Source organism: Phytohabitans maris, from assembly GCF_031085175.1.
In the GTDB taxonomy this organism is placed as follows: domain Bacteria; phylum Actinomycetota; class Actinomycetes; order Mycobacteriales; family Micromonosporaceae; genus Phytohabitans; species Phytohabitans maris.
In genome coordinates this window covers 351,715-373,258 of sequence record NZ_JAVHUY010000001.1, presented here as the reverse complement: position 1 = coordinate 373,258, position 21,544 = coordinate 351,715, and the positions used below count along the sequence as shown (strand labels likewise).

Below are 21,544 nucleotides of genomic sequence, written 5' to 3'. Positions count from 1 at the left end.
AGGTCAGACCCGCTTGGACTGGAGCAGGTTGATGCCCGGGTACCCCTGGGGCCGCACGCCGGTGAGCTTCCCGCCGTCCCAGGCGGTCATCAGCTCGGTGTGCACGACCGGGTAGAGCACCGCCTGCTCGGCGATCACGTCGAGGTACTGGCGGGTGAGGGCCAGCTTCTTCGCCTGGTCGGGCTCCGCGGTCGCCCGGTCCATCAGCGCGAAGAGGTCCCGGGCGGCCGGGCTGGCGTCCCACCTCGTGTACTTCATCCAGACCCCGCCGGGCGTGTAGTTGTACCGCAGGATCAGGTCGGCGTCGATGCCGAACTGGTTGGGGTTGGAGGCGGCCGCGACCACCTGGTAGTCCTGCGACTGGTCCATTTTGGTGAAGAGCGCGCTGGTGTCCTGCGGCTGGAGCGTGGTGCGTACGCCGATCGCGTTCCAGGAGTTGGCGATCGTGGGGAGGCAGTCGGCGATCCAGCTCACGTTGACCGCCATCAGCGTGACCGACAGCCCGCTGACACCGGCCGCCGCGAGCAGCGACTTGGCCTTCTCCGGGTCGTACGCGTACACGGTCCTGGCCTGGGCGTACGACGGGTTGTCCTGGTTGAGGAAGCTCGTCGAGGCGGTGCCGTGCCCCTTGAGCGCGACGTCGATCATCGTCTTGGTGTCGATCGCGTAGAGCAGCGCCTGCCGCACCCGCACGTCGTCGAACGGCTTGTTGCCGGTGTTGAACATCAGGAACATGTGGTTCATGCCCGTGGCGCCCTCGACGGTCAGCCCGCCGCCCTTGAGCTGCTCGATGTTGGCGTACGGGATGTTGTCGGCGATCTGCGCCTCGGCGTGCGCCCCGGAGATCTTCGCGACCCGGGCCGAAGCGTCCACGATGGACAGCCAGTTCATCTTCTTGTACGCGGCCCGGCGCGGCCCGTTGTAGTCGGCGAACGCCTCGAACGTGGTGTTCGACTTCGGGTTGTGCGCGGTCATCCGGAACGGCCCGGAGCCAACCGCCTTGCCGCCCTTGGCCGCGTCCCAGCCGCCGGCCGCGCCGAAGACGTGCTTCGGCATGATCTTGGCGATGGAGAGCCGGCGGAGCGCGTCCGGGAACGGAAACCTGAAGACCAGCTCCACGCTCGTGGCGTCGACCTTGCGGACCTCCTGGAGCCAGGCCCGGAAGAAGTTGCCGACCAGCGGCTTCGCCTGGTCGTCCAGCACCCGCTCGAAGGTGAAGAGCACGTCGTCGACGGTCACCGGCTGGCCGTCGTGCCACTTGGCGCCCGGCCGCAGCGTGAACTTCCAGGTCGTCGCGGCCGGGTCGGCGGGGAGCGCGGTGGCCAGCGCCGGGTACGGCTCGCGGGTCACCGGGTCGGTCTCGACCAGCGCCTCGTAGATGTGGTTGATCGCGGCCATGGAGAACGCGGAGGCGGTCTGCGTCGGGTCCCAGCTCTGGTCGTTGCCGTACCCGATCACGGCCGTGACCAGCTCCTTGTCTCCCTCGCCGCCGACCGAGCCGGTGGACGCGGGCCCGCTCTCGCAGGCGGACACGGTCGCCGTGACGGTGGCGGCGGCGCCGAGGATCGCGCTGTAGCGGAGCAGATCGCGGCGGCTTATGGTCCGGTATGTCATCGGTGCCCCTCCCGAGGGTGGCGGAGCCCATTCATGGGACGTCCTATGTCCTACGTCTCCGTGGGAGGCTAGGCTTCCATCGATCACGCGGTCAAGGGGATGTTGCAGGCTTGTTTCTCTCGTGATCAAAGCTCCCCCCACGTCGTTCTAGCGACATGAGGGGAGCTTTGATCACGGGAGCGGGTCAGATCTCGAGCCACTCCGTGGCCGTCGTGCAGTCGCGCAGGGCGTCCGCGTCGGGCTCGACACCCAGGCCGGGGCCGGCCGGTACCCGTAGGTGCCCCTCCTCCAGCACGAACGGCGCGGTGATGTCGCGCGCGAAGTACCGGTCCGAGGCGGAGGTGTCGCCGGGCAGGGTGAAGTTGGGCAGCGCGGCAAGCGCCACGTTCGCCGCGCGCCCGAGGCCGGTCTCCAGCATCCCGCCGCACCACACAGGTACCCCGTGCGCGGCGCAGACGTCGTGCACCCGCCGGGCCTCCAGGTAGCCGCCGACCCGGCCCGGCTTGACGTTGACGATCGCGGCGGCGCCGAGCGCGATCGCGTCCGCCGCCGCGCGGGCCGAGGTGATCGACTCGTCGAGGCAGACCGGGGTGCGGATCCGGCCGGCCAGGGCGGCGTGGCCGCGTACGTCGTCTTCGGGCAGCGGCTGCTCGATCAGCAGCAGGTCGAACGGGTCGAGCCGGGCCAGGTGCCGGGCGTCGGCCAGCGTGTACGCGGTGTTGGCGTCGACCTGGAGCAGCACGCCGTCGCCGAAGCGCTCGCGCACCGCGCGGACCGGCTCGACGTCCCAGCCGGGCTCGATCTTGAGCTTGATCCGCAGGTAGCCCTGGGCGAGATAGCCGTCGACGGCGTCAAGCAGCGCGGGGATCGTGTCCATGATGCCGACGGAGACCCCGGCCGGCACCCGCTCGCGCACGGCGCCCAGGTAGCCGCCGAACGACAGCCCGGCCGCTCGCAGCTGGGCGTCGAGCAGCGCGGTCTGCACCGCCGCCTTCGCCATCGGGTGGCCCTTGACCTCGGCGAAGATCGGCTCGACCGCGACCGGGTCGGGGCTGCGCAGGGTGGCGACGGCGGGTACGAGGAAGCGGCGGATCACCTCGGCGGCACCGTCCACGTACTCGCTGGAGTAGCGCGGCTCGGACATCGCCACGCACTCGCCCCAGCCCTCGGCCTCGTCGGTGACCGCGCGGACCAGCAGCACGTCGCGCTCGTGCTCGGTGCCGAAGGAGGTGCGGAACGGCGCCACCAGCGGCATCGCGACGCGCCGCAACTCGATACCGGAAAGCTTCACGCCGCCGCCCTTTCCTCACGCGGGTCACGCCACGAACGGCGACCCTCGCGCGGACCGCGACCCTCATGCGGGCCACGCCACGAAAAGCGACCCTCACGCGGACCGCGCCACGGACAGCGACCCCGACGCGGCCAGCGACCCGAGGGCGGGGCCGCGCTCACGCCGCCTCCAGCACGTACCAGCCGTCGCGGGTGACGCCGGCGATCCGGTATCCGCGCAGCATGCTGGCCATGATCGCCTCGCGCAGCGCGAAGCGCCAGCGGAGGGCGAGTGGCGGATCGGTGCCGCGCAGCGCCACGACGTCCAGCGGCGCGGCCACCAGCAGCCGCCGGCCCCCCGCCTCGGCGACCGGCACCGGGGCGCCGTCCCCGTCCCGCCCGAGGACCACGACCCCGCCGGCCGGATCGGCCTCCTGGCACTCGCCACGGGCGGCGGCGGACGCGGCGGGCGAGGTGAGGTCCCAGCGCACGTACATGCGGTCGGTCGGGCCACCGGCGTCGGTGCCCACGTCCATCGGCCCGTAGAAGTCCGGCAGGTACGCCGTGGCCCGGGCGCCGAGCTTGCCCAGGTTGAAGTACGCGTTGCGGCGGATCAGCGGGTCGTACGTCCAGCACACCGCGGGGAGCCCGCGGTCGAGCGCCCAGGCCCGCTGGTGCAGCTTCATCGCGTATCCGACGCCGGAGCCCTGCCGCCCCGGCTCGACGCCGGCGATGTGCGAGTGCAGGTGGTCGGTGCCGAGGAAGGCGACGGCGGCGCCGACGAGCCGGCCGTCCCGGTAGGCGCCGACGACGTAGTTGCCCGAGTGGGCGAACGCCCGCATCATGCTCGCGTTGACCAGCTGGTCGGGTGAGTCGGCGGACCAGACGCGCTGCAACAGCTCCGCGGCCGCCCGCTGGTCGTCCACCTCGGACAGCTCCACGACCTGCACGCCGAGCCGGTCGGCGGCGGCGCTCGCCGCCACCCGCGCCTCGTTCATCGCCGGGCGGCCCCTGGGCCGGGGCCCCCCCCCCCCCCCGGGCCCCCCGCCGCCGCCCCCCCCCCCCCCCCCCGGGCCCGGCGAAGCCGGCAAAGGTTAGTGGCCACCGCACTGACTAGCCGAACGGGTGCCTACCTGACCGTGGTGCCGGGTACCGCGTCCAGCAGCCCGAGCTCGGCGCGGGTGGGCAGCCCTTCCCAGTCGCCCCGCGCGGCCACCGCGAACGCCCCGGTGGTCACCGCCCGGTCCAGCCGCCCGGGCAGGTCGGTGCCGTCGAGCAGGCCGGAGAGGTAGCCGGCCACGAACGCGTCACCGGCCCCGACGGTGTCCACCACCGGCACCCGGCGGGCCGGCCGTTCGACGGTCAGGTGCGGTGTGTGCGCCGACGCGCCGTCGCCGCCCCGCTTGACCACGACCTCGCGCACGCCGGCGGCGAAGAGGGTGGTGAGCGGGTCGGCGCCGGGGTCGACCAGCACGGGCAGCTCGTCGTCGGAGGCGACCACGAGGTCGACGCTGGGCAGCAGCGGCCGGAGGGTGGCCGCGGCGCGCTCGACGCTCCACAGCCGGGCCCGGTGGTTGACGTCCAGGCACACCGTCGCGCCGGCCGCCTTCGCCTCGGCGACCGCGCGGGTCACCGCGGCCCGCGGCGCGTCGCCCAGGGCCGGTGTGATGCCGGTGACGTGCAGCACCCGCGGCGCGCCGCCCTCGAACGCCGCCACCACCTCCGCCTCGGACAGCCGGGAGCCGGCCGAGCCGGAGCGGTAGTAGGTGACCCGGATCAGGTCGGCGACCCGCGGCTCGAAGATGATCAGGCCGGTCGGCGCGCCGGCCGCGACCGTACAGGCGGAGACGTCGACGCCCTCGGCCCGCAGCGTACGCAGCACGAGCGCACCCAGCTCGTCGGCGCCGGTGACGCCGACCCAGCGGACGGTGTGCCCGAGCCGGGCCAGCCCGATCGCGACGTTGGCCTCCGCGCCGGCGATGGAGAGCGAGAGCTGCCCGCCCAGGCGCAATGGCCCGCCGGCGCGGAACGCGGCCATGGTCTCGCCGAGCGTGAGGACGTCGACCGGGCTCACGCCGCGACCGCGTCCAGGAACCGCTTCGCCCGTTCGTGGAGGGCGGCCACGTCACCCCCGTGCGGGGCGTCACCCAGCAGGGGCGAGCCCACCCCGACCGCGATCGCGCCGGCGGCCAGGTAACCGCGGGCCAGCTCCGCGTCGACCCCGCCGACCGGGACGAACGACACGTCCGGGAAGGGGTCGCGGAGGGCCTTCAGGTACGCCGGGCCACCCACCGACGCCGGGAAGAGCTTGACCGCGGTGGCGCCCGCGCCGGTGGCGGCGATCACCTCGGTCGGGCTGAGCGCGCCGACCAGGGCCGGCAGCCCGAGCCGGGTCGCCTCGTCGACGCCGGGCCCGTACCCCGGGGTCACCACGAACGTCGCGCCCGCCTCGGCCGCCCGCATCGCGTCGACGGCGGTGCAGACCGTACCGGCGCCGAGCGCCACCTCCGGCCCGAGCTCGGCCCGGGCCCGCTCGATCACCGCCTCGGCGCCCACCGTCGTAAGCGACACCTCGACCAGCGGTACGCCCGCCTCGACCAGCGCTACGACACTCCGGGTGGCCGCGTCGGCGTCCCGCCCGCGGACGATCGCGACCAGCCGGTGCTGCTCCAACAGCCCCCTGAGATCCACACCCCCATCCTGCCCGCCGCCGGGCGCGGACCGCATCCGGGGCTAGGCGTTGACGACGATCGAGCCGGCGGCGCGGTCGTGCAGGCCGCGGCGGTAGGGATCCATGATCAGGGCGGGCACGACCAAGGCGAGCAGCAGGCCGCGCAGCAGCGCACGGGGGATGCCGATCCGGCCGCCGTCCTGAAACGAGACGCACCTGAGCCGCACCACGGCCATGCCCGGCGTCTGGGCGAAGAGGCCGATGAAGAACCCGTACTCCAGGACCAGGACGAGCACGGGTGGCCAGCCGTCCCGGAGCGGGTCGCCGAAGAAGTTGGAGACGAGCAGGCAGAGCACCCAGTCGATGACGAGCGCGCCGAAGCGCTTCGCGAGGCTGGGAAGCTCGGCGGGCTCGGTCATGATCGCCCAGCCTACGGGACACCCGGCGGCATACCGCCCGCGGAGGTGGTGTCGCGGTGTATGGTCCGTTCGGTGACCTGGTGACGGCCGAGTGGTGGACTTTGCCACACGACGCGCCCTCTACCGCTGACGTAACACGGCGGAAACATTAGAGACACGCCCGGGCAACGGCACAGCCATACCGTCGCGACCAGCCAGCCATCCAGGCGGCCGTGCCCGCCCTAAAGGTCAGCGACGTAATAGCTCAGCGACGTGCCAGGAGGACGTGTTGTTCGCCAATTCCGAGGAACTCCTTCGGTACCTCAAAGACGAGGGCGTGAAATTCGTCGACGTACGGTTCTGTGACCTGCCCGGTGTGATGCAGCACTTCAACATGCCGGTCGAGTCCGTCGACGACAGTCTTTTCACCGACGGCCTTGCCTTTGACGGTTCGTCGATCCGCGGCTTCCAGCAGATCCACGAGTCGGACATGCTGCTGCTGCCGGATGCCGCATCGGCCTACATCGACCCGTTCCGTGCGCAAAAGACGCTCGCGCTCAACTTCTTCATCCACGACCCGTTCACCCGCGAGGCCTACACGCGTGACCCGCGTAACGTCGCCAAGAAGGCGGAGGCCTACCTCGCCGCCAGCGGCATCGCGGACACGGCGTACTTCGGTCCCGAGGCGGAGTTCTACGTCTTCGACTCGATCCGCCACGAGACCGCGGCCAACAAGGCCTACTACTACATCGACTCGATCGAGGGCGCGTGGAATACGGGCGCCGAGGAAGAGGGCGGCAACAAGGGCTACAAGACGCCCTACAAGGCCGGCTACTTCCCGGTCCCGCCGGTCGACCACTACTCCGACCTGCGCGACCAGATCGTGAGCAACCTGATCGGCGCCGGCTTCACCGTCGAGCGGTCGCACCACGAGGTGGGCACCGCCGGCCAGGCCGAGATCAACTACAAGTTCTCGACGCTGCTGCACGCGGGCGACCAGCTCCAGCTGTTCAAGTACATCGTGAAGAACACCGCTTGGGCCGCGGGCAAGACCGCGACGTTCATGCCCAAGCCGCTCTTCGGTGACAACGGCTCCGGCATGCACACCCACCAGAGCCTCTGGCTCAACGGTGAGCCGCTGTTCTACGACGAGACCGGCTACGCGGGCCTGTCCGACACCGCCCGGTGGTACATCGGCGGTCTGCTGCACCACGCGCCGTCGCTGCTGGCGTTCACCAACCCGACCGTCAACTCGTACCGGCGGCTGGTGCCCGGTTTCGAGGCCCCGGTCAACCTGGTCTACTCGCAGCGCAACCGCTCCGCCTGCACCCGCATCCCGGTCACCGGCAGCAACGCCAAGGCCAAGCGGGTGGAGTTCCGGGTGCCGGACCCCTCGGCGAACGTCTACCTGGCGTTCTCGGCCATGCTGATGGCCGGCCTCGACGGCATCAAGAGCAAGATCGAGCCGCCGGAGCCGATCGACAAGGACCTGTACGACCTGCCGCCGGAGGAGTGGGGCAACGTCAAGCAGGTGCCGGGTTCGCTGCCCGAGGTGCTCAACTCGCTCGAGGCCGACCACGACTTCCTGCTCGAGGGTGGCGTCTTCACGCCGGACCTGATCGAGACCTGGATCTCCTGGAAGCGGGAGAACGAGGTCGACCCGATCCGCCTGCGCCCGACGCCGCACGAGTTCGAGCTCTACTACAACGTCTGATCGAAAGTCCGGGTCGTGGGGGGGGGGGGGCGCGCGGGGGGGGGGGGGCGGGGGGGGTGGGGGGGGGGGGGGGGGGTGGGGTGGGGGGGGGGGGGGGGGGCGCCCGACGCCGCCCGAGTTCGAGCACTACCACACCGTCTGATCGAACGACCGGGTCGTGAAGGCCGGCGCACCTGGTGCGCCGGCCTTCACGTTTCTCCAGCGGAGCGCCGGAGTTGACCGTGCGCTTGAGGCCCCTCTGGACGATCTCTATCAAGAAACCTTTCGGGGTCAGGGTGGTTTCGTGCCGCGTTGGCCGCCGGTGATCGTTACCCATACCCATGCCTTTGCCCGGCGTATCACGCTGATTCCGGACGCGCCGACCGCCCGTTCTCCTTGATCGACGCCCTGAGAGCAACCCAAGACGCAGATCGTGGTACACAACTGCCCCTACAAGGGCACCTGCGTACCACGATCTGCCCGAAGCCAGCCGACGCCGACGCCGATCAAGGGCGCCACCCGCCCGGTACCGCCCGCTTCCGATGACAAAACCGGGCGAATGCCGCCACGACGCGACCCGAACCGCCTCACGGACCGCTCTGTACGAGAACCGGGGGCAGATCTTGGTACCGATCCGCCCTGAGGGCGGATCGGTACCAAGGTCCACTGAAGCGGTACGGATGGACCGTGATCGAAGCTCCTCTCAAGTCGCTAGAACGACATGGGGGGAGCTTCGATCACCGGCGGGGTCTCTAGAGCAGCTTGCCGAGGCGCAGGAACACGGTCTCGCCCGTCGACTCGTCGACGCCGTCGTTGTCGGTCACTGCGTACGTGCGACCGTCACCCCCGATCGCCAGACCCTCGACCTTGTCCTGCGTCCAGCCGTTGCCGGCGCGCAGCAGCGGCAGCAGGTCGACGGCGAGGCGCTTCTTGACCACCGGCAGGCCGGTGCCGAAGCCCTTCGGCACCTTGAAGGTGTAGACCTTCTTGACCTTCGCCGCCGGGCCGCGCTGGTTGTCCCGCTCGACCACGGCGAACGTGTCGTCGTCCACCGCGACCAGCTCGGAGAGCCCGACCCAGGCGCCGGCCGGAGCGGCGTCCAGCGGGTACGCCAGCCACGCCCAGGTCTTCGTCGCGACCGAGTACCGGCCGATCCGGACCAGGCCCTTCGGGTCACCGGTCAGCTCGCGCTGGATCGCCACCCACACCTGCTCCCCGGAGCGAGAGCCGTGGCCGGTGACCGCGACGCCCTCGATGCCGTTGCTGGTGACCGCAGCCGCCACGTCGGCGGGGAACGGCACCTCCTCGGCCACCGAGCCGTCCGGCCGGAGCCGCACCAGCAGGTTGGGGTTGCCGGTGGGACCGGTGCCCTCGACGCCGAGCCAGTAGCCGCCGCCGGGGCGGGCCGCCACGCCCTCCGCGTCGTACCCGACCGGCGCCCCGCCCTTGGTGACGGTCAGGTCGCCGACGATCCGCGCCGGCTTGTCGCCGGTGTCGATGGTGAGCAGGCGGGTCGGCGTGTACACGCTGTCGGTCACCGACACCAGCCGGTCCCGCTTGCCCGGCACCGCGGAGAGGCCGGAGAGCGCGCCCCAGCCGATGTCCCTTGTGGACACGATGGACGGGAAGTCGCTCTTCGCACCGAACTTGTAGAGCTGCACCGAGGCGCGGATGCCCTCGTCCGGCATGTCCTCCTCGCTGGAGACCACGACGAGCCCGCGGGACGGCGCCGTGACCACGCCCTCCGGCCCGTTGACCGCCGGCAGCAGCTGCACGAAGCGCGGCGCCCATGGCTTGCGCACGTCGTACACGGCGACGAAGTTGCCCCGCTCGGCGTTGACGAACAGGTACGGCGTGCCGCCGAACGTGCCCACCGCGACGTTCTCCGGCTCGACACCCTTGGCGTCCGACCGGTTGTCCGGGTACAGCCCGTGCTGGACGGCGAGCCGGTCGAGCGCGTTGCCGCTGTCGAAGACGGGCCGGCCGGTGCGCTTGTCGAAGACGCTGAAGCCGCGCGAGCCGCCCTCGTAGTCGCCCTCGTTGGCGGTGGCGAAGAGGTTGCCGTCCAGCCACGCCACGCCGTCCGGCTCCCGCTTGGCGGTCACCGTGTCGTCCAGCACGATCTGGCCGTCGTCGTCGGCGTCCACCTTGGACACCGTTGCGGCGCCGGCGGAGAAGTGCTTGACGACCTTGCCGTCGCGCAGCCGTACGACGGCGAGGTGGTTGTTCTCCTGGAGGCTCACCACCGCTTCGTCGTCGCGGTTGATGCTCACGTACTCCGGCTCGGGGTCCTCCGGCGCGACCGCGGCCAGCCCGGTGAGGTCTACCTTGGACACCGACCAGGTGCGGGTGTCCACGACGGACAGCCAGCCGGCGGGCAGCTGCGGGATCGCGCCGTCGTCGACGTCCTCGTCCCGCTCGTTCTCGATGGCGATGGCCACGTACCGGCCGCTCGGCGCGACCGCGACCGAGTCGGGCTGCCCGCCCAGCTCGATCGTGCGCACCACCTTCCGCGACTTCACGTCAACGACCAGCAGCTGGCCGGAGGGGTCGGTGAAGCTCTCCCGGGTGTTGACGGCGGCGAGCGCGTACCGGCCGAACGCGGCGACCGACGTCGGCTCGCCGGCCAGCTCCAGCACGCCCGCCGGCTTGGGCCGGGAGGAGTCGGTGATGTCGATGAACCCGAGGCGCTCCCCCGGGCTGTCGGTGTAGATGACCGTGCGGCCGTCCGAGCTGACCGCGGCGATCTCGGCCGCCGCCTCGTCGGAGGCGTCGCCGTTGAGGTACGCCGGGACGGTGGCGATGCGGCCGAACGGGCCCGGGCCGCCGTGCGACGGAGCGCCGTGCGCCGATGCCGGCACGCTGGGCAGCATCGATGCGACGAGCACTCCGGCCGCGAGCGGCCCTATGTGTTTGCGCTTCATCCACTGTGCGTACTCAGCGCGCCTGTCCAGCCGGCCAACATCCGGCAAACGCCGGGGCAACCGGGGCCTGCCTCAGGGGATCAACGACCGGACGATCTCCACGAACGCGGTGATGTCCGACTCCGTGGTGCGCCAATTGACGATGGCCGGGCGGAGGGCGACGCGGCCACCGTACACGGTGGTGCCGGCGAAGACCCGGCCGTCCGCGAGCAGCGCCGCGCCGACCTCGCGGTTGAGGTCGTCCAGCTCCTCTTCGGGTACGCCGGCGGGGCGCACCCGGAAGCAGACGATGCAGAGCGGTACGTCGGCGAGGCGTTCCAGGTCGGGTGCCGCGTCGACGAGCGCGGCCAGGTGCTGGGCGAGGTCGAGGTGGCGCTCCACCATCGCCCGGTACCCCGCACGCCCGTACGCGGCGAGCGTGGCCCAGATCGGCAGCGCCCGGGCGCGGCGGGACGACTCCGGGCCGAGCAGCGCGTACCCGCCGCGCGGGTCCCTGCTGGCCTGCGCTCGCCCCGCTCGCGACGCGCCCAGGGCGTCGGGCGCGGGCAGGTACGCCGCCCCCGGCATGCCGAACGCGGACGCCAGGCGGGCCGGCTCGCGCAGGAAGGCGAAGCCGCTCTCGTACGGCACGTTGAGCCACTTGTGCGCGTCACCGGCGATCGAGTCGGCCCGTTCGATGCCGGCGACCAGCCCGGCGGTACGCGGCGACAGGGCGGCGAAGAGTCCGAACGCGCCGTCCACGTGCAGCCAGGCGCCGTACCGCTCGGCGAGGTCGGCGAGGTCGGCCACGGGGTCGAAGTCGCCCGCGTTCACCTCGCCCGCGTTCGCGATGAGCACCGCGGGCGCGCCGAGCTCGGCCAGCCGCCGCTCCATCGCCGCCAGGTCGACCCGGCCGATCGGGTCGCGGGCGAAGACCTCCACGCCGTCCCGGCCGTGGCCGAGCATCTGCAGGGCCTTGCGCGAGCTCGCGTGCACGTACCCGCTGGAGAGCACCGGCATGCGCGGCAGGCCGGCCAGCCCGGCCGCGGCGACGTCGGCGCCGTGCCGCTCGCCCCACCAGTGGGTGGCCGCGCCGAGGCTGGTGAAGTTGGCGAACGTCGCGCTCGCCACCAGCGCGCCGCCGAACCCCTCGGGGAGCCCGAACAGCTCCCGCAGCCAGCGCAGCGCCACCGTCTCCACCTCGGTGGCGAGGGTGGACGAGGCGCGGAAGGCGGCGTTCTGGTCGAGCAGCGAGGCGGTCCAGTCGCCGGCGAGCGCGGCCGGCGTGACACCACCGATCACGAAGTGGAAGAAGCGCGGGCCGGCGGAGTGCGTCGCGGCCGCCGTACCCACGTGGAGAAGCCGGCGCACGGCGGCGGCCGCGCCCTCGCCCTTGTCCGGGAGGTCGCCGGAGAGGTCGGCCAGGAGCGGCGCGGAGGCCGGGTCGAGGACCGGGCGGTCGGCGAGCGAGGCGAGGTACGGCCCGGCGGCGGCGTAGACCTGGCGCAGCACGGCTTCCTCGTCGCCATCCAGCAAGGGATCAGTCATGCTCTCACGGTGCGCTGTTGATCGGCTTCCGCGGAGGACCAATCGGAAAGAGGTGGCCCACCGGACCTGTCGGGTATCGGCAGGAGCAGGAGCAGGGCGATGCTGAGCCAGACGTACATGTTGCTGCCGACGAAGCCGCTCACGCCGGGCGAGCCGCGCTCCCAGATCCAGACGAACCGGCTGATCAGCATCCCGTACGCGAAAACCGCGAAGGCGATGAGCCGGCGGTCCCGGGCGGCGATCGCGCGGTCGACGAGCAGGATCAGCGCGGGCAGCAGCCAGACCAGGTGGTGCACCCAGGTCACCGGGCTGATCAGGCAGCCGACCACGCCGGTGAGCGCGAGCCCGGTACGCACGTCGGCGCCGCGCACCCGCCACACCCAGACCGCGAGCGTGGCGACCACCAGCGCCAGCCACAGGATCGTGCTCGGGTGCACCGGGTCGAGCCGCGCCACGACGCCCTGCAGCGACTGGTTGGAGACGAACGAGAGCGAGCCGACCCGGTCGGTGTTCCAGAGCATCTCGGTCCAGAACTGCCGGGACGCGTCCGGCGCCAGCGCGGCGGCCAGGAGTGTCGCACCGGCCGCCGTCGCGCTCGCCGTGATCGCGGCCCGCCATCTGCGGGTGATCAGCAGGTACAGGATGAAGATCCCCGGGGTCAGCTTGACCGCGGTGGCCAGCCCGATGCCCACGCCGGCCGCCCGGTGCCCCCGGCCGGCCAGCCACAGCAGGTCGGCCGCGACCAGGAAGAGCAGCAGCGTGTTGACCTGGCCGAAGCTGAACGTCTCGCGCAGCGGCTCGAACGCGGCCACCAGGCAGGCCGCGATCGCGAACGTGAACCAGCGGGTCCACCCCTCGCGCCGGGCGATCGGGTCGACCAGCCAGTACACCAGCAGCCCGGTGGTGACCACCGCCGCCGCGCAGCTCAGCACGATCGCGACCGGCCAGGAGACGAACGCCATCGGCAGCATCGCGAGCGCGGCGAAGGGCGGGTACGTGTAGCCGTACTTGCTGTTGGGCTTGAGCCAGTCGTAGATCTGGCCGCCGTCGTGCACCCAGTAGTTGATCGCGCCGTAGTAGACCTTGAGGTCGAAGAAGCCGTGGCGGATCGCGGCGAAGCTCAGGAAGGCGGCCGTCGCCAGCACCACGGCGACGGCAACGGCGATCCTCCTGTTCATCTGCTCCATGCTGCCAGTTAGTCTCTGCGCGAAGTGGAGGTGGGCGTGTCCGAGGGTCGTACGGTGGGTGCCACCGGCGTCCTGGCGACCGCACTCGCCGCCGCCTTCCTCGCCTTACCCAGGATGGGCCCCGATCTATCCGCCCAGGTCGCCCGCGCCGAATTCTTCGCCGGCCACGGCTTCACCCCGATCGACCTGCGCTGGTACGGGGGGACGAACCAGTTCGGGTACAGCCTGGTCTCGCAGCCGGTGATGGCCCTGCTCGGGGTACGGGTGACCGGCGCGCTGGCGCTGGTCGGGGCGGCGGTGGCGTTCGCGGCGCTGCTGGTGCGCACCGGCGTGCCCCGGCCGCTGTTCGGCGGCCTGGTCGGTGCCGTGTGCGTCGCCGGCAACCTGGTCTCCGGCCGGGTCACCTACGCGCTCGGCGTGGCGTTCGGGCTGGCCGCGCTCGTGGCGCTGGTCTCCGGTCTGCGGTACCGGCTGGTCGTGGCCGGGCTGCTCGCGCTCCTGGCCTCGGCGACCAGCCCGGTGGCCGGGCTCTTCGTGGGGCTCGCCGGGGTGGCGCTGCTGCTCGGCCGCCGGCCGCGGGACGGCGCGGTCCTCGCGGTGGCCGGGGCGGTCCCGCTCGGCGTGACCGCGGTGCTGTTCGGCGAGGGCGGCTGGATGAACATCAGCCGCACCGACGCCACCCACGCGATCGTCACGAGCCTGGTCGTGGCGCTGCTGGTCGCGTACCGCCCGGTCCGGGCCGGCGCGCTGCTCTCGGCCGCCGGCGTGCTGGTCGCCGCGCTGGTGCACACCCCGGTCGGGCTGAACGCGACCCGGCTGGCGGCGATGTTCGCGCTGCCGGTGCTGGCCGCCTGCGCCCGGGTGCCGCGGATGCCGCGCGGGGTCCGCTCGCCCCGGATCCACGCCCGGATCCGCATCCCCCGGCGCACCCGTAACCGGCTCGCCGCCGCCGGGCTCGCCGCCACGCTCGCCGCCGGGTACTGGTGGCAGCCGCCGGTCGCCTGGGCGGACCTGCGCGACGCCGGCGACCCGACCAGCGACCCGGCGTACTTCGCGCCGCTCCTGGCCGAGCTGAGCGCCCGGCGGCCGGCGGGGCGGGTGGAGGTGCCGCCGACCCGGGACTACTGGGAGGCCGCGTACCTGGACGGTTTTCCGCTGGCCCGGGGCTGGCTGCGGCAGGTGGACATCGACCGCAACCCGCTCTTCTTCGAGACCGTGCCGGGCGCGTCCGGTACCGGGGTGGCGTTGACCCCGGCGGCCTACCGGGCGTGGCTGGCGGAGAACGCGGTCACCTACGTCGCTGTGCCGGACGCGGAGCTCTCCTGGGTGGGACGGGCCGAGGCCGAGCTGGTCCCGCGGCTGCTGCGACAGGTGTGGCAGGGCGACCACTGGCGGCTGTACGAGGTGCCCGACCCCACGCCGGTGGTCGCCACCCCGGCCACGCTGGTCGCGAGCGACGCCGCCTCGCTGACGTTCGACGCGCCGGCGGCCGGCACCGTCGTGGTACGCGTGCGGCACAGCCGCTGGCTCACCGTCGGCGGGGGTGCGACCCTGGCCCCGGACGGCGGCGGCTGGACGGCCACCCGCGTGCCCGGCCCGGGGCGCTACACGATCACGTCGTGATCAGGGCTTGCGGGCGACGCCGACCAGGTTGTCGAGCAGCGGCGGCGGGCCGGACGGGCTCGGGTCGGGCCGCCAGGTGGTGACGTCGACCAGCCCCGGCTCGACGAACTCCAGCCCGTCGAAGTAGCTGCGGATCTCTTCCGGGCTGCGCATCGTGTACGGCGGGTTGGCCGTCTCGTTCCAGATCTTCATGACTTCGTTGAGCTCGGGGTTGGTGTTGGTGCCGTCGAGGGCCACCAGGTAGCTGCCCGAGGGGAGCGCGTCCATGATGCTCCGCACCACCGACCTGGCGTCGTCCACTGTGGGCAGATGGGCCAGGATCCCGGAGAGGATGACCGCGACGGGCTCGGTGAGGTCGAGCGTGCGCCCCGCCTCGCGCATGATCGTCTCGGTGTCGCGGATGTCGGCGTCGACGTAGTCGGTGGCGCCCTTGGGGCCGCTGGTCAGCAGCGCCCGGGCGTGCACGAGCACGAGCGGGTCGTTGTCGACGTAGACGATGCGCGCCTCCGGGGCGACCGACTGGGCCACCTCGTGCGTGTTGTTGGCGGTGGGGAGCCCGGTGCCGACGTCGAGGAACTGGCGCACGCCCGCCTCACCGGCCAGGAAGCGCACCGCCCGGTTGAGCACGGCGCGGTCGGCACGGGCGATGTCCAGCATGATCGGGAACGCCTTCGTGATCTCGTCGCCGAGAGCGCGGTCGACGGCGTAGTTGTCCTTGCCGCCGAGCCAGTAGTTCCACACCCGGGCGGTCTGCGGAACCGAAGTGTCGATCTTGGGCTTTGCTGCCTCTGCCCTGCCGGAGAGGTCGGTTTCCTCGGTCACGAGTGCTGCCCTTCAGGGGTGTGCCGCTGTCGATTCGGCGCGCCAAGGATACATCTGGGTCAGTCTGGCGCTTGATCGAGGTCGTGAATGATGCGTTCGAGGATCCGTACTGTTTCGCGCACCGGCGCGGCCTCCACGAAGAGCCGGTTGACCGCGTCGAAGTAGTAGTCGACCTCTTCGCGCTTGTCCAGGTAGAGCGCGCCGGTCAGCTGTTCGATGTAGACGACGTCGGGCATGCCGGCCTGCGGAAAGCGCAGGATCGTGAACGGGCTGCCGGCCGCGGCGTAGCCACCGGCCGCGAGCGGGACGACCTGGAGGCTAACGTTCGGCGCCTTGACGACCATCGAGATCAGCGCTTCGATCTGGTCGCGCATCACCCGCCTCCCGCCGACCGGGCGGCGCAGCGCGGCCTCGTCTACCACCGCCCACAGCCGGGGCGGATCCGGCCGGGTGAGCACCTGCTGCCGCTCCAGCCGCAGCCGCACCCGGCGCTCGATCTCGTCGAGCAGCCCGGTGCCGTGGCTGAGCGACATGACGGCCCGCGCGTACTCCTCGGTCTGCAACAGGCCCGGCACGAACGCGACCTCGTACGTCCGGATGAGCGACGCGGTCGCCTCCAGGCCCAGGTAGCGCTGGAACCAGTTGGGCGTCACGTCACTGTACGGCTGCCACCAGCCGGGTGCGTTGGCCTCGCGGACCCGGGCCAGCACCGCCTCGCGCTCGGCCTCGTCGTCTACGCCGTAGAGGGTGAGCAGGTCCTTGACGTCACGCTGCTTGAAGCCGACCCGGCCCAGCTCCATGCGGCTGAGCTTGGACTCCGAGGCCCGGATCGTCTCGCCGGCCTCCGCCCTCGTAAAGCCGCGCGCCTCGCGCAGCTGCCGCAGCTGGGCACCGACGAGTATCCGGACGGCAGTCGGGCCGTCGACTGGCCGGTCCTGGTCCAGCGATCCAGTCACCCGCACCTCCCCGGCTGTCCCGAGGCATAGCATGCCACCGGGTTGGTGGTAAATGGAAGCGATCAAAATCCAGGCGGCTGGTCAGCTGGCGAGAACGCGTTCGCAGGCGGCCCGCGACCTCCTCGCCGTACGCAGGTAGTGGTCGAGGAACTCCCCCGGGTCGCCGCCGTCGAGCAGGCGCACCACGCCGGCCAGGTCCACGCCGTGCCGGGGCAGCTGGTCGGTCGGGCGGCCGCGGACCAGCGTCAACGCGTTGCGCACCCGGGCGGCGAGCGTCCAGCCGTCCGCCATCGCCGCGGCGTCGGTGGCGGCCACCAGGCCGGCGCGGCGGGCGGCGGCGAGCGCGTCGAGGGTACGGGTGCAGCGCAGCTCCGGCACCGCCCGCGCGTGGCGCAGCTGCACCAGCTGTACCGCCCACTCCACATCGGCCAGTCCGCCGCGGCCCAGCTTGGCGTGGGTCGCCGGGTCGGCGCCGCGGGGCAGCCGCTCGGTCTCCACCCGCGCCTTGATCCGGCGGATCTCGGTGACCTGCTCGCGGGTGAGGCCGTGCTCGGGGTACCGGACCGTGTCGGCGAGCGCTTCGAACTCGCGTCCCAGCGCCTCGTCGCCGGCCACCCAGCGGGCCCGCAGCAGCGCCTGCGCCTCCCACACCTTCGACCACCGGGCGTAGTACTGCGCGTACGCGGCGAGGCTGCGCGCCAGCGGCCCCTGCCGCCCCTCGGGGCGCAGGTCGGCATCGACGCCGAGCGGCGGGTCGGGCGCCGGGCGGCCGAGCTGGCGGCGCAGCTCCTCGGCGATCGCGTGGGCGGCGGCGCTCGCGGCGTCTTCGGGTACGCCGGGCGGCGGGGCGTAGACGAAGAGCACGTCGGCGTCGGAGGGGTAGCTCATCTCGTACCCGCCGAGCCGGCCCATGCCGATGATGGCGAAGCGCAGTCCCGGCATCTCCGGCACCGCGGCGCGCGCGGCCCGGAGAGCGGCGGCGAGCGTCGCATCGGCCACATGGGACAGTGCACTCCCGACGGACGTGATGTCGAGTGGTCGCGCGGGCGCGAGCGTGCCGGCCCGGGCGAGCACGTCGGCGCAGGCGACGCGGAAGAGCTCGCGGCGGCGCAGCGCGCGTACCGCCCCGATCGCCTCGGTTCCGGCCTCCCGCTGCTCGCCGGCGCCGGTGAGCGGCGCGTCGGTGTGCCGCTCCGCCGCGGCGGTGAACCCCTCGCGGAGCACCTCCGGCGGGCGGGGCACCAGCTCGGCGTCGTCGGCCAGCAGGCGCAGCGCCTCGGGGTCGCGGGCGAGCAGGTCGGCCGCGTACCGGGACAGGACCAGCACCCGGGCCAGCCGCAGCGCCACCGGGCCCTCGTCGCGCAGCAGCCGCAGGTACCAGGGGGTGCTGCCGAGCTTGTCGGAGACCTGGCGGTAGCTGAGCAGGCCGCGGTCCGGCTCGGGCGCGTCGGCGAACTCCTGCAGCAGGACCGGCAGCAGTGTCCGCTGGATCGCCGCGGTGCGGGACAGGCCGCCGGTCAGCGCCTCGATGTGGCGCAGCGCGGTGGTCGGCTCGAACCCGAGCACCCGCAGGCGTTTGGCGGCCGACTCGGGCACCATGCGCAACCCGTCTGCCGGCACCCGGGCCACCGCCTCCAGGAGCGGGCGGTAGAGGAGCTTGGCGTGCAGGCGGCGTACCTCGGCGGCGTGCGCGACCCAGTCGGCCCGGAACGCCTCGACGGCCGCGCGCTCAGGCGTGGCCGCATATCCCAGCGCGTGCGCGAGCCAGCGGACGGCGGCCGGGTCGGCCGGGACCGTGTGGGTGCGGCGCAGCGCCTGCAACTGGAGCCGGTGCTCGACGGTGCGCAGGAAGCGGTAGGCGCGCAGCAGCGCCTCGCCGTCGGCCCGGCCGACGTAGCCGCCGGCCACCAGCGCGCGCAGGGCGGGCAGCGTGCCGGGCCCGCGCAGCGACTCGTCCACCCGCCCGTGCACGAGCTGGAGCAGCTGCACCGCGAACTCGATGTCGCGCAGCCCACCCGGCCCGCGCTTGATCTCGCGGGACAGCTCCCGGGGCGGCACGCTGTCGATGATCTTGCGGCGCATCGCGCGCACGTCCTCGACCGCCTCGGGACGCTCGGCCGCGTGCCACACCAGCGGGGCGAGCTGGTCGATCCACTCCTGCGCCAGCTCCGCGTCGCCGGCCGCCGGGCGGGCCTTGAGCAGCGCCTGGAACTCCCACGTGCGGGCCCACCGCCGGTAGTACGACAGGTGGCTGGCGAGCGTACGCACCAGCGGGCCGCGGCTCCCCTCCGGCCGCAGCGCGGCGTCGACCTGCCAGGCGACCTGGCCGCAGATCGCGATCAGCCGGGCGGCGACGGCGGTGCCGGCGGAGAGGTCGGCGTCGGCCGCCGCGACGAAGATGACGTCCACATCGGACACATAGTTGAGCTCGTTGCCGCCGCACTTGCCCATCGCCACCACCGCCAGCCGCGGCGGCTCGGTGCCGGCGGGCAGCTCGGCGACCGCGATGCCGTACGCCGCCTGGAGCGTCGCGTCGGCGAGCCCGGACAGCGCCGCCATGGTCTGCTCCAGGCCGCGCCCGCCGGTCAGGTCGGCCGCCGCGATCCGGAGCAGGGCCAGCCGGTACGCGTTGCGCAGCGCGGGCACGGTCGGCGCGGCGAGGTGCAGCCCGCCGTCGCCGTTGGGTGCGATGCCGTCCTTGCCGGTGATCAGCGCGCTCCAGTGGCCGGGGTTGGCGACGAGGTGGTCGCCGAGCGCGGACGAGGCGCCGAGCACCGCGACGAGCCGGCGGCAGAGGCCGGCGTCGGCGGCCATCGTGGCGAGCAGTTCGCCCTCCCGGCGGCGGTCGGCCTCGACCAGCCGGTGCAGCTGGAGCAGCGCGAGGTCCGGGTCGGCCGCCCGGGACAGTGCGGTGAGCAGGTCGCCGGCCGGCCCGTCGGTGGGCTCCTGGGCCTCCGGGTCCCACAGTCCCAGCCCGTGCGGGCCGAGCAGCTCGGCGGCCCGGGTGACGTCGGCGGCGAGCCCGAAGCCGTAGCGGGCCAGCCGCGCCTGCGCGCTCGTCGGCCTCGTCATCTACCGGCCCAGCAGCGGCAGGGGGCGGCGGACGTCGCCCAGCTCACCGAGCGCCAGCGCCGCGAAGCGGGCCGCGAACGGCTGCCACACCTCCTCGACGTCGACCATCACGGCGTCGCAGGCGGCGACGACCTCGTCGGGGTCCCAGCCCTCCGGGAGGGAGGTCGCCCAGTCCGCGATCATCGGGGTGTCGCACTCGATGTGGAACTGCAACGCCCAGGCCCGCTCCCCCATCCGGAACGCCTGGTGCGGGTAGCGCGTCGAGGCGGCCAGCAGCACCGCGCCCGCGGGCAGCTCGGTGATCTCGTCGATGTGCCACTGGAGCACGTCCGGCGCCAGCGGCACGTACCGGAACAGCGTGTCGGTCTCCGCGGCGTCCCGGCGGCCGACCAGCGCCGGCCCGATCTCCGGCCCGGCGGAGCTGCGCTCGACGGTACCGCCGTGCGCGGTGGCCATCAGCTGCGCGCCGAGGCAGATCGCCAGCGTGGGTACGCCGTTGCGGGTCGCCTTGCGCAGCAGCGCCTCCACACCGTCGAACCAGTCGGGGCGGGGCGGGTAGGCGGACTGCTCACCGCCGAGCACCACCAGCGCCACGAACCCCTCCAGGTCTGCCGGGAGCGGGTCGCCCGCGTGGGGCCGTACGACCGAGAGGGCGAGGCCCGCCTCGGTCAGCCACTCCCCCAGCCGTCGCGCGTCGTCGGTCGGGTCGTTTTCGATCACCAGCGCCGTCGTCACGTACCGAGGCTATCCCGCTAGGGCCTGTATCAAAGAGTTTGTGGCCTTGCGCCCGGCGCCGCACGGCGGCGCCTGGGCCCGGCGCAGCCCGGCAAGGAATCTGATACAGGCCCTAGGCTCGGGGCGTGACCGCGTTGCTGCCCAGTGCCCTCCAGCCCGGCGACACCGTGATGCTGGTCTCGCCGAGCGGCCCCACCAAGCCCGAGCGGGTGGCCCGCGGCATCGAGCTGCTGACCGGCTGGGGCCTGCGCCCGGTGCTCGGGCCGAACGCGTTCGCCCGGCACGGCTACTTCGCCGGCGCCGACGCGCTGCGGGCCGCCGACCTCAACGCCGCCTTCGCCGACCCGGAGGTGCGCGGCGTCCTCTGCACCCGCGGCGGGTACGGCGCGCAGCGGATCGTCGACGAGATCGACATGGCCACCGTCCGGAGCGACCCGAAGGTGGTGGCCGGCTTCTCCGACATCACCGCGCTGCAGCTCGCGCTCTGGCGGGGCGCGCGACTGGCCACAGTGCACGGTCCCGGCGCGGCGTGGCTGGACGCGCGGACCCCACCGGTGTCGGCCGAGTCGCTGCGCGCCGCGCTGATGGGCACCGAGCCGGTCGTGGTGAAGCGGGTGGAGACCGAGCAGACCGCGCCGGTCCTGGTGCCCGGCACCGCCACCGGCCCGCTGATCGGGGGCAACCTCAGCCTCCTAGTGTCCTCTGTGGGCACTGCCGACTTCCCCGACCTGCGCGGCGCGATCCTGCTCGTGGAGGATGTCGCCGAAGCACCGTACAAAGTGGACCGTATGCTCACCCACCTGCGCCGGGCCGGCGCGCTCGACGGGGTGGCGGGCGTGGCGGTCGGGCAGTTCACCGACTGCGCCGACGGCTGGGACGTGCCGGTCTCCACCGTGCTGGCCGAGCGCCTCGGCGACCTGGGCGTACCGGTGCTCGGCGGCCTGCCCATCGGCCACGGCACCGGGCAGCTCACCGTGCCGGTCGGCACCCCGGCCACCCTCGACGCGGACGGCGGGGTGCTGACCGTGTCGCCGGGTGTGACGTGACAGTCAC

General features: G+C 73.0%; 17 protein-coding genes. 4 read left to right on the top strand and 13 right to left on the bottom strand.

What is annotated here, in order from left to right; translation table 11 throughout:
* Positions 1 to 3: 3 nt before the first annotated feature.
* From RB614_RS01680 to RB614_RS01655, 6 genes are all read right to left on the bottom strand, one after another.
* Positions 4 to 1,614, bottom strand: a complete 1,611-nt coding sequence (locus RB614_RS01680) for an ABC transporter substrate-binding protein (RefSeq protein WP_308710498.1) — start codon at positions 1,612 to 1,614, stop codon at positions 4 to 6.
* A gap of 184 nt (positions 1,615 to 1,798) precedes the next feature.
* Positions 1,799 to 2,905, bottom strand: coding sequence for an o-succinylbenzoate synthase (gene menC / locus RB614_RS01675; protein WP_308710497.1), 1,107 nt, complete (start codon positions 2,903 to 2,905; stop codon positions 1,799 to 1,801).
* Between the two features lie 157 nt (positions 2,906 to 3,062).
* Positions 3,063 to 3,881 (bottom strand): GNAT family N-acetyltransferase, encoded by an 819-nt coding sequence (locus tag RB614_RS01670; protein WP_308710496.1) that lies wholly within the window; start codon positions 3,879 to 3,881, stop codon positions 3,063 to 3,065.
* A 131-nt stretch (positions 3,882 to 4,012) separates the two neighbouring features.
* On the bottom strand, positions 4,013 to 4,957 hold the full coding sequence (locus RB614_RS01665) for a sugar kinase (RefSeq protein WP_308710495.1): 945 nt from the start codon (positions 4,955 to 4,957) through the stop codon (positions 4,013 to 4,015).
* Positions 4,954 to 5,574, bottom strand: a complete 621-nt coding sequence (locus tag RB614_RS01660; RefSeq protein ID WP_308710494.1) for a bifunctional 4-hydroxy-2-oxoglutarate aldolase/2-dehydro-3-deoxy-phosphogluconate aldolase — start codon at positions 5,572 to 5,574, stop codon at positions 4,954 to 4,956. The genes RB614_RS01665 and RB614_RS01660 overlap by 4 nt, the downstream gene beginning before the upstream one ends.
* Before the next feature lie 42 nt (positions 5,575 to 5,616).
* Positions 5,617 to 5,973 carry an RDD family protein gene (locus tag RB614_RS01655; RefSeq protein ID WP_308710493.1) on the bottom strand — a complete coding sequence of 119 codons (357 nt, stop codon included), beginning with the start codon at positions 5,971 to 5,973 and terminating at the stop codon, positions 5,617 to 5,619.
* A gap of 268 nt (positions 5,974 to 6,241) precedes the next feature.
* On the opposite strand from RB614_RS01655, the gene glnA reads away from it, so the two are divergent.
* Both glnA and RB614_RS01645 read left to right on the top strand, forming a co-directional pair.
* Positions 6,242 to 7,666 (top strand): type I glutamate--ammonia ligase, encoded by a 1,425-nt coding sequence (gene glnA / locus RB614_RS01650; protein WP_308710492.1) that lies wholly within the window; start codon positions 6,242 to 6,244, stop codon positions 7,664 to 7,666.
* 157 nt (positions 7,667 to 7,823) lie between these two features.
* Positions 7,824 to 8,045 (top strand): hypothetical protein, encoded by a 222-nt coding sequence (locus tag RB614_RS01645; protein ID WP_308710491.1) that lies wholly within the window; start codon positions 7,824 to 7,826, stop codon positions 8,043 to 8,045.
* A gap of 352 nt (positions 8,046 to 8,397) precedes the next feature.
* Here RB614_RS01645 and RB614_RS01640 read toward each other — a convergent pair whose 3' ends face one another.
* From RB614_RS01640 to RB614_RS01630, 3 genes are all read right to left on the bottom strand, one after another.
* Positions 8,398 to 10,569, bottom strand: a complete 2,172-nt coding sequence (locus RB614_RS01640) for an esterase-like activity of phytase family protein (RefSeq protein ID WP_308710490.1) — start codon at positions 10,567 to 10,569, stop codon at positions 8,398 to 8,400.
* 72 nt (positions 10,570 to 10,641) lie between these two features.
* Positions 10,642 to 12,096, bottom strand: a complete 1,455-nt coding sequence (locus RB614_RS01635) for a pyridoxal phosphate-dependent decarboxylase family protein (RefSeq protein ID WP_308710489.1) — start codon at positions 12,094 to 12,096, stop codon at positions 10,642 to 10,644.
* On the bottom strand, positions 12,093 to 13,283 hold the full coding sequence (locus RB614_RS01630; protein WP_428982891.1) for a glycosyltransferase 87 family protein: 1,191 nt from the start codon (positions 13,281 to 13,283) through the stop codon (positions 12,093 to 12,095). The genes RB614_RS01635 and RB614_RS01630 overlap by 4 nt, the downstream gene beginning before the upstream one ends.
* A gap of 36 nt (positions 13,284 to 13,319) precedes the next feature.
* Between RB614_RS01630 and RB614_RS01625 the strand changes: the two genes are divergently transcribed.
* On the top strand, positions 13,320 to 14,906 hold the full coding sequence (locus tag RB614_RS01625; protein WP_308710487.1) for a hypothetical protein: 1,587 nt from the start codon (positions 13,320 to 13,322) through the stop codon (positions 14,904 to 14,906).
* Here the strand turns inward: RB614_RS01625 and RB614_RS01620 are convergent, their stop codons facing one another.
* The 4 genes from RB614_RS01620 to RB614_RS01605 all read right to left on the bottom strand — a co-directional run bounded on the left by RB614_RS01620 (position 14,907) and on the right by RB614_RS01605 (position 20,491).
* Positions 14,907 to 15,728: an SAM-dependent methyltransferase gene (locus RB614_RS01620; protein WP_308710486.1), complete on the bottom strand. Its 822-nt coding sequence runs from the start codon at positions 15,726 to 15,728 to the stop codon at positions 14,907 to 14,909.
* Positions 15,729 to 15,787: 59 nt separating this feature from the next.
* Entirely contained in the window at positions 15,788 to 16,684 is an 897-nt protein-coding gene (locus tag RB614_RS01615; protein WP_308710485.1) for a helix-turn-helix domain-containing protein, read from the bottom strand.
* Positions 16,685 to 16,765: 81 nt separating this feature from the next.
* Positions 16,766 to 19,756, bottom strand: coding sequence for a bifunctional [glutamine synthetase] adenylyltransferase/[glutamine synthetase]-adenylyl-L-tyrosine phosphorylase (locus tag RB614_RS01610; protein ID WP_308710484.1), 2,991 nt, complete (start codon positions 19,754 to 19,756; stop codon positions 16,766 to 16,768).
* On the bottom strand, positions 19,757 to 20,491 hold the full coding sequence (locus RB614_RS01605) for a type 1 glutamine amidotransferase (protein ID WP_308710483.1): 735 nt from the start codon (positions 20,489 to 20,491) through the stop codon (positions 19,757 to 19,759).
* Positions 20,492 to 20,661: 170 nt separating this feature from the next.
* Between RB614_RS01605 and RB614_RS01600 the strand changes: the two genes are divergently transcribed.
* The gene (locus RB614_RS01600; RefSeq protein WP_308710525.1) at positions 20,662 to 21,537 is read left to right on the top strand and encodes a S66 peptidase family protein; all 876 of its coding nucleotides are present in this window, start codon (positions 20,662 to 20,664) and stop codon (positions 21,535 to 21,537) included.
* The last annotated feature ends 7 nt before the right edge of the window (positions 21,538 to 21,544 follow it).

Coding starts and splice junctions, on each gene's coding strand:
- RB614_RS01680 (WP_308710498.1), bottom strand. CDS start 1,614: ATGACATACCGGACCATAAGCCGCCGCGATCTGCTCCGCTACAGCGCG.
- RB614_RS01670 (WP_308710496.1), bottom strand. CDS start 3,881: ATGAACGAGGCGCGGGTGGCGGCGAGCGCCGCCGCCGACCGGCTCGGC.
- RB614_RS01655 (WP_308710493.1), bottom strand. CDS start 5,973: ATGACCGAGCCCGCCGAGCTTCCCAGCCTCGCGAAGCGCTTCGGCGCG.
- RB614_RS01640 (WP_308710490.1), bottom strand. CDS start 10,569: ATGAAGCGCAAACACATAGGGCCGCTCGCGGCCGGAGTGCTCGTCGCA.
- RB614_RS01635 (WP_308710489.1), bottom strand. CDS start 12,096: ATGACTGATCCCTTGCTGGATGGCGACGAGGAAGCCGTGCTGCGCCAG.
- RB614_RS01630 (WP_428982891.1), bottom strand. CDS start 13,283: ATGGAGCAGATGAACAGGAGGATCGCCGTTGCCGTCGCCGTGGTGCTG.
- RB614_RS01610 (WP_308710484.1), bottom strand. CDS start 19,756: ATGACGAGGCCGACGAGCGCGCAGGCGCGGCTGGCCCGCTACGGCTTC.
- RB614_RS01600 (WP_308710525.1), top strand. CDS start 20,662: ATGCTGGTCTCGCCGAGCGGCCCCACCAAGCCCGAGCGGGTGGCCCGC.